The following is a 13,115-nucleotide window of genomic DNA, read 5'->3' on the forward strand; positions in this document are numbered from 1 at the left end:
TTGCGCTTGAGGCCTCCAGGGCGCCCCTGTGTAAAAATGTCGCAGGCACCGCTGCCGGAATTACAAGTCATGGAGGAAAAATCCTCTCCTTAGAATCGCCTAATGTAATGAAAATGCGATGATTTCCGTCAAGTTTAGAATCGCTCTAATGCATTCCTCAACCATATGGAGAAGAGTTTTTAGTTGACGGCAAATGTCCTCTTTTGCTTTATCGCAAAATCAGAGCGTTGCGTATGATGGACACGACGAAATGCTGGTTTGCAGTTGCAATTTCATCACCGAGAAAGAGATCGAGGACACGATCGTCGGCCTCCTCGACGAGGACTGTTGGCAGTTGATCGTGCCGGCGAAAGTCTATCATGCGATGGAAAAACGCGGCCGTTGCTGCGGCTGTTTTCCCAATGTCGTCGACATCATCATCCGCACCACCGAGCAATATCACGCCCGCCGCGACTCGACGGACGCCGATATATTTGATTTCATGACCCGCCTCAGACAATTCCATGAAGAAAACCGGAGGGCGGATCTTGAAAGGCGACGCAAAGGTCATCGAGCAGCTTAACGAAGCGCTCTATCTCGAACTCGGTGCCGTAAACCAGTACTGGCTGCATTACCGCCTTCTCGAAGATTGGGGCTATACGCTGCTCGCCAAGAAGGAGCGCGCCGAGTCGATCGAGGAGATGCACCACGCCGACAAGCTCGTCTCCCGCATCATCTTCCTCGAAGGCCACCCGAATCTGCAGACGGTCGCGCCGCTGCGCATCGGCCAGAACGTCAAGGAAGTCCTGGAAGCCGATCTTGCCGGCGAGTACGACGCGCGCACGGCCTATAAGAATTCCCGCGACATCTGTCACGCGGCCGGCGATTACGTCTCGATGAAGCTCTTCGAGGAACTGCTCGCCGACGAGGAGGGCCACATAGACTTCCTCGAAACGCAGCTCGATCTGCTCCGCAAGATCGGTGAGGAAAAATACGGCCAGCTCAACGCCGCTTCGGCCGACGAAGCCGAATAAGTTCCAACCTTCTCAAGGGGCGGCGAATTAAATCAGCCCCTCATCCGGCTGCCGCCACCTTCTCCCCGCCTGCGGGGAGAAGGGACACGCCGCTCTGCCTTGCCCCGCATTCGACGGCGGAAGAGGCCTGGCGTTTGCCGCTTGTCCCCTTCGCCCCGCTTGCGGGGAGAAGGTGGCCGGCAGGCCGGATGAGGGGCGACATGCCGGTCTTTTCTCTCACCGCACCAAATGCGAAAACGCAGCGACGACCTCTTCATAGGCCCTGCGCTTGAAGGGCACGATCGAGCCCGGAAGTTCGTGCATGGGCTTCCATTCCCAGGCGTCGAATTCCGGCTCGTGGCCGCCGGGCGGCGGGTTGATGGCGATCTCGCTCTCGTCGCCCTCGAAGCGGAAGGCGTACCAGCGCTGCCTTTGGCCGCGGTACTTGCCCTTGAGGCCGATCCCGATCAGGTGCGACGGAAGGTCGTAATGGATCCAGTCCGGCGCCTCTGCGAGGAGCGAGACCGAGCGGATGCCGGTCTCCTCGTAAAGTTCGCGACAGGCGGCCTCGAGCGGGTCCTCGCCCTCGTCGATGCCGCCTTGCGGCATCTGCCAGAGCTGCGGCGAACCGTCATATTCGGAATTGCCGACGGCGAGCCGGTGCCCGGCCCAGACAAGTCCCTGCCGGTTGAGAACCATGACGCCGACACATGGCCGATAGGGCAGATCCTCAGCCGTCATGACGCGCCCCTTATCCTTCCCCATATCGTCCTTCCTTTGCATGTTGCCGCGAGCCGTATGACCCGGTGGTCTACTGCGCTTAAATCAGTTTTGTTTCGGATCTTTGACGAGTGCGGCCACGCCGACCACCTCGATGCCCCGTCCGCCGGCTTCTTCGAACCATTCGGCAATGGCCGCCACGCTTTCATCGAAGGCGGAAGCAACCCCGATCGCGGTGCCGTTCCTCCGCGCGATCCGCTCCAGCTCGTCCAGCCTGCGCAGGACGGCATTGCGGCTGAGTTCGCCATCGAGCACGAGATCGGCAAAACCGTGCGGCACCTCGAAGGCCCCGGCGAGCGTTCCCGAGAGCGATTGCGCCGACGTCCCGTCGTCCAGGAACAGAAGGCCCCGCTTGCCGAGATCGCGCATGACCGGCTCGAGCGCATCCGCATTGGAGAGAAAACGGCCCCCGAGATAGTTCATGACGCCGGTGTAGTTGGTGATCTGTCCCATGCTGCGATGCAGTTCCGCAAGGTTCTTCCCGGCATCGGAAGAAACGCGCAGCGCGTGCGGGCCCGGATCGTTGGTGGCGTAATCGAATGGTTCCATCGGCACCTGCAGCAGGATCTCGTGGCCGTCACGCCTCGCCTCCTGCATCCAGCGCTGCAGGCTGTTTCCGGCCGCAGCGAAGGCGAGCGTCACTTCCGGCGGCAGATCGCGGATGGCGCGCTGCGTGCCCGTCTGGCTGAGGCCGAGGCCGCCGACGACGATGGCGATCCGCGTTCCGCGCGCGCCGGACCAGGGGCGCGCATACTGCTCCATCGGCCTCAGCCCGTCCGGGCCGATGACCGGCAGGCGGCCTTCGGGGCGGTCTTCCAGCAGGCTTTCATTCGGAAGGGCTGCCATGCGGGGGTCCTGTCCGCGCGTCGCCTCGACATCGATCAGTGCGGGGCCGCCGGTTTCGCGCGAACGCGGCGTGTATTTCCTGACCGTCGCGCCATCATCGGTCAGAACGTCCTCGACATGTGCGCCGGAGAGAGCACCGCTCCGGTGGAGCGCCCCGGGCCCGTTGCCTTGGCCCTCTGAGGATGGCGCTGGTTCGGTGGCGAGGGTTGCTTCGGTCGCTGCGGGCATTGCAGGCGAACGGGTCTGGTGACCGGGAGAAAGGGCGCTCCATGCCGAGATACCGATGACCGCAAGGGCTCCCAGACCGAGGCCGCAATAGCGCAGGACGCGACCGAGATCGCGCTTGCGTGCCGGGCTCTCCTTCCGGTTCTGGCCCAGGGGGGCATTGAGGTCAGTTGCCAAACGGGGCCTCGGTCGAGCTTCGATCCTGGCGCGAATCGCCGCTGGCCATGACGATGGACTTGAAGGAGGCCAGAATCATCGCACATGCGGCTGCATGCCGATGGATAATATAAAGGCGCCGGGTTGAACAGCCCGGCGCCTCCTTGATTCATGTTGCCCAGAACTCTGCGGGTGAGGGGGGCTATTCCTTCAGCTGCGCCTGTTCCGGATTGGCCGGGAAGGACGGATCCGTCTTCTTGCCGCGCAACAGGTCGAACGCATAGTTCAGCTGAATGTCGTCCTTGGTTTCCGGCGGCACGTAAGCTACCGAGCCGGAGCCCTCTTCGGTCTCTTCCTGGCCCGGAATGTGGCCGCGCAGATCGGATTCGCCCTGCGCTTCCACCTTGCCCAGAAGCTCGGGCGGCAGCGGCTGCTCCACCTTGATGTCAGGCGTGATGCCGGTGCCCTGGATCGACTTGCCGGACGGCGTGTAATAGAGCGCCGTCGTCAGACGCAGCGCGCCGGCGTCGCCAAGCGGGATGATCGTCTGCACCGAACCCTTGCCGAAGGAGCGCGTGCCGAGAACGGTGGCGCGCTTCAGGTCCTGGAGAGCGCCGGCCACGATTTCCGACGCGGATGCCGAACCGCCGTTGACGAGCACGACGACGGGCTTGCCGCCGGCCAGATCGCCCGGGGTCGCATTGAAGCGGCGGGTTTCATCCGGATTGCGGCCGCGGGTCGAAACGACCTCGCCACGCTCCAGGAATGCGTCCGAGACATTGATCGCCTGGTCGAGCAGGCCGCCCGGATTGAGGCGCAGGTCGAGAACATAGCCCTTGAGCTTGTCCGCGGGAACTTCCGCCTGGATCTTCTCGATGCCCTTCTTCAGGTCTTCGAAGGTCTTCTCCGTAAACGAGATGACCCTGAGATAGCCGACATCTCCTTCGACACGGACCTTCACCGCGCGTACTGCGATCACGTCGCGTACGATCGTCAGCTCGATCGGCTTTTCGGCTCCCTTGCGCAGGATCGTCAGCTTGATCGGCGTGCCGACGGCACCGCGCATCTTGTCGACCGCTTCCTCGAGCTTGAGGCCGCGGACGTCCTGACCGTCGATCTTCGAGATGAAATCGCCTGCGAGCACACCGGCGCGCGCGGCGGGCGTGTCGTCGATCGGACTGGTCACCTTGACGAGATCTTCCTCCATGGTGACCTCGATGCCGAGGCCGCCGAACTCGCCGCGCGTCTGGGTGCGCATATCTTCGGCGTCGGTCGAATTCATGTAGCTCGAATGCGGGTCGAGAGACGTGAGCATGCCGTTGATCGCGTTCTCGATCAGCTTGTCGTCCTGCGGCGGCGTCACGTATTGCGCGCGCACGCGCTCGAAGACGTCGCCGAAGATCGCCAGTTCGCGGTATGTCGACGAATTTGCTGCCACGGCCGGCATGGTTGCCGAGTAGACGACGCCCATCGCCGTCGCGCCCATCAGCGCCCCGACCAGGACAAGTGAAGCTCTACGTATCATTTCGCGCCCTTCCAACCTCTGCTGCGGTCCACCACGGTCGGGAATCAACCGGCTTCCCGTCTTTTCTGAATTCAATGTAAAGCGTTGGCCTGTCGGTTTCCAGCGCCAAGGCCGCCGCACTCGCCACTCTTTTTGCACCCATCGCCGCCACCGGCTCTCCGGCCACGACGAATTGCCCCGGCCGGACGCTGACGTTCTCCATGCCGGCGAGCACGATATGATACCCGTCGCCGGCATTGAGAATGATCATCTGCCCGTAGCTGCGGAAACTCCCGGCATAGACGATCCACCCGTCCGCCGGCGTGGTCACCAGCGCGCCTGCATTGGTCTCGAGCATGATCCCCTGCAGCGAATGCCCTGTTCCGTCCGCGTCGCCAAAACGGCGCACAAGCGAACCCGCAACGGGATAAGCCAGCCGCTCCCGCAGCTCGGAAAAGACATATGCCGGCGCAATGCGGTTTTTGTCGGGCACCGCACTCCTGGCGAGCTCCCGCGCAGCCTCGCGTTCGGCCTCGCTCATGCGGCGGCGTTCCTCCTCCTCGGCGCGGGCGGCGGCGGCCGCTTCGCGCACGGAGGAGATCTCGTTTTCGAGCGATGAGATCAGGCCCCCGAGGTTCTCCGCCTGCAGGGCGAGTTCCTCGGCCTTGCGCTGTTCGGCCGCCAAATCGGCCGCATTGCGTTGCCTCAGCTTCTCCTTTTCGGCAACGAGCATCGACATGCGCCGCTCTTCCTCGAGCCGGGCGGTCATTGCCGCGGTCAGTTCCTCGCGTTCCCTGGCGATGCCGCTGCGGATATCCGCAAGCGCCTTCAGGTCGGCGACGAGGCTGTCGGTCTGCTCGCGTATTTCGGGAACGACGGCGCCGAGCAGAATGGCGCTGCGGACGGAGCCGAGCGCATCCTCCGGGGTCACGAGGATTGCCGGCGGCGGATTGCGGCCCATGCGCTGGAGGGCGGCGAGCACTTCGGCCAAAAGGCCGCGGCGGGCGCGCAGCGAGCGCCGCACCACATCCTCCTTGACGCGCAGATCGCCGAGCGTTCTTTCGCCGTCTGAAATCCGGCGTTCGAACTCCTGCCGCTTGGCTGCCGAATCCACGAGGGCGTCACGCAGGGTCTCGTTGCTCTTGTCGATCTCGGCAATCGTCTTTTCGAGTGCCTCGGAGCGATCCCGCGAGAGCGTGATCGTCTTCGACAGCGCCTCGAGCTCGCTCGCGGTACTGTCGCGCCGGACCGCCAGATCGGCAGCCGGATCCGGCGGCGCCGCCTTGGCGGCCCCCGCATCGGCGGGCGCCTGAGCCGCAGTCGGCCCGATCACCGACAGGAAGAGCGCCGCAACCGCAGCGCCGCGGCGGATCCGCCGCGCGCCGGATAGCAAACCGGCTCTGTTCGTTGGAGGTTTCATCCAGTCTCGTAAGTCCAAAAGTTAGGAGACCCTAATCCGATTTGGCCGGGCACACCAATACATATTCTCGTTATTGGCGGGGAGGGGCCGTCTTCGACCCGTGGTCTACGCCCGATGATAAGGATGTCCCGAAAGGATCGTCACGGCGCGATAAAGCTGTTCGGCGATGAGGATGCGCACGAGCTGGTGCGGCCAGGTCATCTTGCCGAGGTTGAGCACGGCGTCGGCGCGGGCGTGGAGTGCGGGATCGAGTCCGTCGGCACCGCCGATCGCTATCATCAGATCGCGCTTGCCGCTGTCTCTTAAGGTACCGAGCAGGCGCGCGAAGGCTTCCGAGTCGAGCGCCTTGCCGCGCTCATCGAGCAGCACGAGCAGGCTGCCGTCGGCGAGCGCTTTTTCAAGCTGGCCGGCTTCCTCGCGTTTGCGCGTCTCCGCATTGGCGGCGCGGCTTTCGGCGGTCTCCACGACGCGGGCCAATTCGAGGCCGACGGCCGGGCCGGCCTTGGCGAACCGGTCGAGATAGCGGCCCGCGAGATCCTTTTCCGGCCCCGCCTTGAGGCGGCCGACTGCGAAAAGTCCGATACGCATGACCCGATCCGTCCCCGCCGGTGCCGATCGGAAATTATCGACCGGCAAAATTCTTGCCGCCATCCGCCTTATCGGCGATGGCAACCGCGTGTCACCTTCGGCACCGGCCGCCGCTCCGTCCTGAGTCGATGGTCAGGATCGGGCGACGTGTCTCAGTGCAGGGTACCGTCTTCGATCTCGGGAGCCGCCCACATCTTTTCGATGTTGTAGAACGCCCGGATCTCCGGCCGGAAGATGTGAACGATCACATCGCCGGTGTCGATCAGTACCCAATCGCCACCCTCAAGACCTTCGACGCGAGCCCTGCCGAGGCCGTCGTCCTTCAGGTCCGTGATCAAGTGGTCGGCAATGGCCATCACATGCCTGTTCGATCGCCCGGAGACGACGACCATGAAGTCTCCCAGCGCCGATTTTCCGGCAATGTCGATGGTAACGATATTTTCTGCCTTCGAGTCCTCTAGGCTTTCGAGGACCAGTTGAAGCGCACGGACAGCGGCTTCGTCGCTCGATTCCGTGCTGCGCGGGAATGCGGATGCCGCAAATCCCTTGGCGTGTGCTGTTGTCAGGGTTTTTCCTTTCCAAATGAACAGAACAGGCACGTTCGATTCGAAATATTTCTTCGAACCGTACCTAAATGTAGGCATCAAACCTATACGGTTTCAAGACACGAGATCCGAATTACGGGAATTCACCCGGATTTGGCCGAACGAAGCGCCGTCGAGCTCAAGCCCGAACGGGGGCCGTGAATGAAGGTCCAGGCGGGCGCGCGGCGGAAAGCGAGGGTTCCCGCATCATCCTCGTCGACGCGGGCGCTGCTGAAAGCCCTCGCCATCGGCGAGGACAGATAGGCAAGGGTCGATCCCGGCCGGTCGACGACGGCGATCGGGAAAGTGGCGACGATCTTGCGCCAGTCCTGCCAGCGGTGAAAGTTCTTGAGATTGTCGGCGCCCATGACCCAGACGAAACGGACATCGCGGTTGCGGGCGCGGATCACTTCCAGCGTGCGGGCCGTGTAGCTCTGACCGAGCGCCTGCTCGAAAGCGGTCACCTTGATGCGCGGGTTGCGGGCGATCTTCTCGCTCATGGCGATACGTTCGCCAAGCGGCGCGAGATGGTTGCGGTCCTTGAGCGGATTGCCGGGCGTCACCATCCACCAGAGCTGGTCGAGCCCGAGCCGGCGCAATGCGGTCTCGGCGACGAGCGCATGCCCGTCATGCGGCGGATTGAAGGACCCGCCGAACAGGCCGACGGCCATGCCGGACTCGACATGCGGCATGCTGAGGTAGCGCGCATTCACTTCGCTCGGTGTCGTCAGGGCCGCACCTGTCCGGTGCCGCGCACACGATACTTGAACGAGGTGAGCTGCTCGACGCCGACGGGCCCGCGGGCGTGCATCTTGCCGGTGGCGATGCCGATCTCGCCGCCCATGCCGAACTCGCCGCCGTCGGCGAATTGCGTCGAGGCATTGTGCAGGAGGATCGCCGAGTCGATCTCTGAGAAGAATCGCTCGACCACCGCAGGGTCCTCGGCGATCACGGCTTCGGTATGGGCGGACGACCAGGTGTTGATGTGCTCGATCGCGCCGGAAATGCCGTCGACCAATCTCGCCGAAATGATCGCGTCGAGATATTCGGTCGCCCAATCCTCGTCGGTCGCAGCTTTCAGGCCGGGCATTACACTTGCGAGGTCATCGGAGGCGCGCACCTCGCAGCCGGCATCGACGAGCGCCTCGAGGAGGGGCTTTGCGAATTTCTCGGCGGCGTTGCGGTCTATCAGCAGCGTCTCGGCGGCGCCGCAGATGCCGGTCCGGCGCATCTTCGCATTGACGACGATCTTCTTCGCCATGTCGCGATCGGCCGACGCATCGACATAGATGTGGCAGAGACCTTCGAGATGGGCGAAGACCGGCACCCGCGCCTCGTTCTGGACGCGCGCGACCAGGCTCTTTCCGCCGCGCGGCACGATCACGTCGATCGCGCCGTTCAAGCCGGTGAGCATGGCGCCGACGGCAGCGCGGTCGGCGACCGGCACCATCTGGATCGCATCTTCCGGCAGGCCCGCGACCTTCAATCCCTCGGTCAGGCAGGCATGGATCGCCCGCGACGAGTGAAAGCTGTCGGATCCGCCCCGCAGGATCACCGCATTGCCTGCCTTGAGGCAGAGCGCGCCGGCATCCGCCGTGACGTTCGGACGGCTTTCATAGATGACGCCGATCACGCCGAGGGGCGTGCGCACCCGTTCGATGTGAAGCCCGTTCGGGCGGTCCCATTCGGAGATCACCTCGCCGACGGGGTCAATGAGTTCGGCGATCGCGCGGATGCCGTCCGCCATGTCGCGGATGCGGCTTTCCGTCAGCGTCAGCCGGTCGATGAAGGCGCTGGCGACGCCGCTTTCGCGCGCGTTTTCGAGGTCGAGCGCATTGGCGGCGAGGATTTCCGCGGTCCTTGTGACGATGACGCCTGCCATGGCGACGAGTGCCGCATGCTTGCGCTCGGCGCTTGCGGTCGCGAGCGGCCGGGCGGCCGCTTTGGCGCGGCGTCCGATCTCCAGCATCATCGCGTTGACGTCCTTGTCCTTTTCCACCGTCTCAAGCATGGAGCTTGCCCTTTCCCTCGTCGCTTTCCTCTACAAGGCGCGCGCCCGATGGAGCCGTCATGACCAGATCGTCGCGATGCACCATGGCGGTGCGGCCGGCATAGCCGAGGATGGCGGCGATCTCGGCCGACTTCTTGCCGGCGATCTGGCGCGCCTCGTCGGCATCGTAGCCGGCAAGACCGCGGGCGATCTCGCGGCCGGAAGCGCCGATTATCGCAATCGTATCGCCGCGGCTGAAGCTTCCCGTCACCTGCCGGACGCCGGCCGGCAGCAGGCTCTTGCCGGAACGCAGCGCCGTTTCCGCTCCGGCATCGATCGAGAGCGAACCGGCCGGCAGGAGCTGTCCGGCGATCCAGGTCTTGCGGGCGGTCACCGGAGAGCCTGATGGCGCGAACCAGGACGAGCGCGCGCCCGCCTCGATCGCGGCCAGCGGATGATCCGGCTTGCCGGAGGCGATGATCATCGCGCAGCCGGCAGTGGTTGCGATCTTGCCGGCGTCGATCTTGGTGCGCATGCCGCCGCGCGAAAGCTCGGAGGCAGCGCCGCCCGCCATCGCCTCGATTTCGGGCGTGATTTCGGCGACCGTTTCGAGGAAACGGGCGTTCGGATCGAGATGCGGCGGCGCGGTATAGAGCCCGTCGATATCCGAGAGCAGGACCAGGAGATCGGCGCCGACCATGGTCGCGACCCTCGCTGCCAGCCGGTCGTTGTCGCCATAGCGGATTTCTGTGGTCGCGACCGTGTCGTTCTCGTTGATGATCGGCACCGAGCCGAGCTTCAGAAGCTGACCGATCGTCGCGCGGGCATTGAGGTAGCGCCGGCGCTCCTCGGTGTCGCCCAGCGTCAGGAGGATCTGGCCGGCGACGATCGCATGGGTCGAGAGGCTCTCCGACCAGGCACGCGCCAGCACGATCTGGCCGACGGCGGCGGCCGCCTGGCTCTCTTCGAGCTTCAGCGCACCCGCCGGCAGGTCGAGCACCGTGCGTCCAAGCGCAATCGCTCCCGAGGAGACGACGAGCACTTCCACGCCCTTGGCCCTGAGGGCCGCAATGTCGGCGCAGAGCGCGTCGAGCCAGCTCTTCTTCAGCCCGGTCCTGCGGTCGACGAGGAGTGCCGAGCCGATCTTGATGACGACCCGGCGGTAATTCTCGAGCGCTTTGCGGGCCTTGGTCATGCTTAAGCTTCCTCTTCGCCCGCCTTGGCCGCGGCGATGACGCTGCGCAATGCTCTCAGCGCCTCCGTCATACCCTTGTTGGTCACGGCGGAGATGAGGAGCGGCGGCGTGCCGCAGGCTTTTCCGAGCGCCTTGGCCTTCGCCTTCAATTCCTCCTCGTCCAGCACGTCGATCTGCGACAGCGCCACGATCTGGGGCTTCTCCTCGAGCCCGCCGCCATAGGCCTCGAGCTCGTGCTTCACGGTCTTGTAGGCCTTGGCGACATCCTCTTCCTGCGCGGAGACGAGATGCAGCAGCACCCGGGTGCGCTCGACATGGCCGAGAAAGCGGTCGCCGATGCCCACGCCCTCATGCGCGCCTTCGATCAACCCCGGAATGTCGGCGATGATGAATTCCTTTTCATCGATGGTCGCAACGCCGAGATTGGGATGCAGCGTCGTGAAGGGATAATTGGCGATCTTCGGCCGAGCCCGGGTGCAGGCGGCGAGAAAGGTCGACTTGCCGGCATTCGGCAGGCCGACGAGACCGGCATCGGCAATCAGCTTCAGCCGCAGCCAGATCGTCTTCTCCTCGCCCTCGAGGCCCGGATTGGCCCAGCTCGGCGCCTGGTTGGTGGAGGACTTGAAATGCGCGTTGCCGAAGCCGCCATTGCCGCCGGCGGCGAGCCGGTAGCGCTGCCCTTCCGCCACCATGTCGACGATCAGCGTCTCGTTGTCTTCCTCGAAGATCTGGGTGCCGACCGGCACCTTCAGCGTCACGTCGCCGCCCTTTGCGCCGGTGCGGTTGCGGCCCATGCCGTGCGTGCCGGTCTTGGCCTTGAAATGCTGCTGATAGCGGAAGTCGATGAGCGTATTGAGGCCGTTGACGGCTTCCACCCAGACATCGCCGCCGCGGCCGCCGTCGCCGCCGTCGGGGCCGCCGAACTCGATGAACTTCTCGCGGCGGAAGGAAACGGCGCCCGCGCCGCCATCCCCTGACCGGATATAGACTTTCGTTTCGTCGAGGAATTTCATCGGTTCGCCATTTCTACGTGATCGCTTCAAGTTGAGGACGGAATGCGGGGCAGCCCGCGCACGTTCCCGATCCCGCTCTGCTTTTGCGCCATCGATATAGGCGCTTCCGGCAGAGGTCAAAGATTATCGACATGAAGAACCCCGCCAGGAGCGGTACTGGCGGGGTTCCGTATCCGTTCAGTCCGGGCGGCGCAGGTCCTCGGCCGCAAGCCGGGTTTCGATATGCGCGACCATCGCATTGCGGGCGAGCGCATAGATCTGGCTGCAGCCGGTGATCCGGAAGCCGAGTTTCTCCTGCACCTTGAGCGAGGCCGGATTGTCGGCGAAGACGCCCGAATGCAGCACCGTTTCCGGCATGCGGCGGAAGAATCGTTCGACCGCGGCATGGACCGCCTCGCTCGCCAGCCCCTTGCCCCAGTAGAACCGGTTCAGCCAGTAGCCGACATGCCATTGGCCGTGCCGGAGTTCGATGCCGATGCAGCCGATATGGACGTCGTCGCCCGGGGTGGTGATGGCGAGCGTCCAGTCCGGCAGCATATCGGCCGTCTGGCGGTTGAGCCAGTCGAGCGCATCCTGGTGGTGGTAGGGCGCCGGAACGCGCGAAAGCATCCGCGCCACCTGGAAATCGCCGAGCGACTCGGCGATGGCGGCCGCATCGGAAAGCCGGTGCGGCCGCAGCCGCAGCCGTTCCGTTTCGATGACCGGCGCCGGGCCGGGGCCGGGGCGGGCGACGGCCCGGGCGCGCTCCGTGACCAGGGCGTTCATCGGACACCTCCCCAGCTTCTTAAGGAGACCCAGGTCTTGCGGTCGAGCCTGTACCATTCGACCGGGACCATGCCGCCGAGCGCCAGGCTGCCGACCATGCCGGAACCCTGGAACTGAAAGCCGCACTTCTGGATGACCCGGCGCGACGCGATGTTCATGACCCGGCAGCGCGCATCGATCTGGTCGATGTCGCGGGTGCGGAAGGCCATGTCGGTCAGGGTCTGTGCCGCCTCGGTCGCATAGCCCTGGTTCCAGTAGGGCTCGCCCAGCCAATAGCCGAGCTCGACGGTCCTTTCGTCGGCGTGCGGCTCGACACCGCAGCAGCCGAGGAATGCGCCATTGTCCGCTTTCGTGATCGCGTAGACGCACTTGCCAATCGTGCCGGCTTTTGCGCGTCGCACGAAATCGGCCGCATCCGCCGTCGTATAGGGGTGCGGCATGCGCGAGACCATGGTGGCGATGTTGGCATTGTTGGCAAGATGGGCAAGGGCGTCGATATCGTCTTCATGGGGCGCGCGCAAAACGAGCCTGGGCGATAACAATATCGGGCAATCGGTCCTTGACCGCTGAGGCCTCAGCCTTTGTTCGGGAGACCGGGATTGGTCTTCCCTGACGAGCTCGGTTTGCATGGTTCTTCCTCCAGACATGCGAAAAGGGGAGTTGGGTATCGCCCCATCTCCCCTTTGAAGTCTGGCTTTTGAACCTTGCGGTGCGTCAGCCGGGTCGATGAGACGCCGGCTGTTTTAGAGCGCTACCGGCTTATTCCGCTGCTTCGGCTTTCGGCATTACAGACACGTAGACTCGGCCGTTGGCCTTCTTGCGGAAGTCCACATTGCCCGTCGTAAGCGCAAAAATCGTATGGTCCTTGCCGAGGCCTACATTGGCGCCGGCATGCCACTTCGTGCCGCGCTGGCGCACGATGATGTTGCCTGGAATGACGGCTTCGCCGCCGAACTTCTTCACGCCAAGGCGCTTGGACTCGGAATCGCGACCGTTACGCGACGAACCGCCAGCTTTCTTGTGTGCCATTGGTGTTCTCCTTTAAACCTTCGATCCC

Annotated in this window: 15 protein-coding genes; 2 read left to right on the forward strand and 13 right to left on the reverse strand. The window is 64.2% G+C overall.

What is annotated here, in order from left to right; translation table 11 throughout:
* The first annotated feature begins 250 nt into the window (after positions 1–250).
* Positions 251–562 (forward strand): (2Fe-2S)-binding protein, encoded by a 312-nt coding sequence (locus tag JOH52_RS07310; protein WP_003531270.1) that lies wholly within the window; start codon positions 251–253, stop codon positions 560–562.
* Positions 528–1,013: a bacterioferritin gene (gene bfr, locus JOH52_RS07315; RefSeq protein WP_003531268.1), complete on the forward strand. Its 486-nt coding sequence runs from the start codon at positions 528–530 to the stop codon at positions 1,011–1,013. The genes JOH52_RS07310 and bfr overlap by 35 nt, the downstream gene beginning before the upstream one ends.
* 216 nt (positions 1,014–1,229) lie before the next feature.
* Here bfr and JOH52_RS07320 read toward each other — a convergent pair whose 3' ends face one another.
* The 13 genes from JOH52_RS07320 to rpmA all read right to left on the reverse strand — a co-directional run bounded on the left by JOH52_RS07320 (position 1,230) and on the right by rpmA (position 13,087).
* Positions 1,230–1,757 carry an RNA pyrophosphohydrolase gene (locus tag JOH52_RS07320; RefSeq protein ID WP_013844912.1) on the reverse strand — a complete coding sequence of 176 codons (528 nt, stop codon included), beginning with the start codon at positions 1,755–1,757 and terminating at the stop codon, positions 1,230–1,232.
* A gap of 60 nt (positions 1,758–1,817) precedes the next feature.
* Positions 1,818–3,020: a divergent polysaccharide deacetylase family protein gene (locus tag JOH52_RS07325; protein ID WP_010970468.1), complete on the reverse strand. Its 1,203-nt coding sequence runs from the start codon at positions 3,018–3,020 to the stop codon at positions 1,818–1,820.
* Between the two features lie 181 nt (positions 3,021–3,201).
* Positions 3,202–4,524, reverse strand: a complete 1,323-nt coding sequence (locus tag JOH52_RS07330; protein ID WP_003531244.1) for a S41 family peptidase — start codon at positions 4,522–4,524, stop codon at positions 3,202–3,204.
* The gene (locus JOH52_RS07335) at positions 4,514–5,923 is read right to left on the reverse strand and encodes a murein hydrolase activator EnvC family protein (RefSeq protein WP_013844910.1); all 1,410 of its coding nucleotides are present in this window, start codon (positions 5,921–5,923) and stop codon (positions 4,514–4,516) included. Before JOH52_RS07335 ends, JOH52_RS07330 begins: the two co-directional genes overlap by 11 nt.
* Positions 5,924–6,028: 105 nt before the next feature.
* Positions 6,029–6,511 (reverse strand): 23S rRNA (pseudouridine(1915)-N(3))-methyltransferase RlmH, encoded by a 483-nt coding sequence (gene rlmH / locus JOH52_RS07340; RefSeq protein ID WP_003531239.1) that lies wholly within the window; start codon positions 6,509–6,511, stop codon positions 6,029–6,031.
* 152 nt (positions 6,512–6,663) lie between these two features.
* Positions 6,664–7,155 (reverse strand): ribosome silencing factor, encoded by a 492-nt coding sequence (rsfS, locus tag JOH52_RS07345; protein WP_003531234.1) that lies wholly within the window; start codon positions 7,153–7,155, stop codon positions 6,664–6,666.
* A 44-nt stretch (positions 7,156–7,199) separates the two neighbouring features.
* On the reverse strand, positions 7,200–7,766 hold the full coding sequence (locus tag JOH52_RS07350; protein ID WP_013844909.1) for a nicotinate-nucleotide adenylyltransferase: 567 nt from the start codon (positions 7,764–7,766) through the stop codon (positions 7,200–7,202).
* A 56-nt stretch (positions 7,767–7,822) separates the two neighbouring features.
* Positions 7,823–9,106 carry a glutamate-5-semialdehyde dehydrogenase gene (locus JOH52_RS07355; RefSeq protein WP_010970465.1) on the reverse strand — a complete coding sequence of 428 codons (1,284 nt, stop codon included), beginning with the start codon at positions 9,104–9,106 and terminating at the stop codon, positions 7,823–7,825.
* Positions 9,099–10,280, reverse strand: coding sequence for a glutamate 5-kinase (gene proB, locus JOH52_RS07360; RefSeq protein WP_010970464.1), 1,182 nt, complete (start codon positions 10,278–10,280; stop codon positions 9,099–9,101). Before proB ends, JOH52_RS07355 begins: the two co-directional genes overlap by 8 nt.
* Positions 10,281–10,282: 2 nt before the next feature.
* Entirely contained in the window at positions 10,283–11,293 is a 1,011-nt protein-coding gene (obgE, locus tag JOH52_RS07365; RefSeq protein ID WP_003531226.1) for a GTPase ObgE, read from the reverse strand.
* 177 nt (positions 11,294–11,470) lie between these two features.
* Positions 11,471–12,058: a GNAT family N-acetyltransferase gene (locus tag JOH52_RS07370; RefSeq protein WP_003531224.1), complete on the reverse strand. Its 588-nt coding sequence runs from the start codon at positions 12,056–12,058 to the stop codon at positions 11,471–11,473.
* Complete coding sequence (locus JOH52_RS07375) at positions 12,055–12,687, reverse strand: GNAT family N-acetyltransferase (RefSeq protein ID WP_003531222.1); 633 nt, start codon at positions 12,685–12,687, stop codon at positions 12,055–12,057. The genes JOH52_RS07370 and JOH52_RS07375 overlap by 4 nt, the downstream gene beginning before the upstream one ends.
* 130 nt (positions 12,688–12,817) lie before the next feature.
* A complete protein-coding gene (rpmA, locus tag JOH52_RS07380) occupies positions 12,818–13,087 on the reverse strand; it encodes a 50S ribosomal protein L27 (RefSeq protein WP_003531206.1) in 270 nt (89 codons plus the stop codon).
* Positions 13,088–13,115: the final 28 nt, after the last annotated feature.

The organism is Sinorhizobium meliloti, from assembly GCF_017876815.1.
Classification (GTDB): domain Bacteria; phylum Pseudomonadota; class Alphaproteobacteria; order Rhizobiales; family Rhizobiaceae; genus Sinorhizobium; species Sinorhizobium meliloti.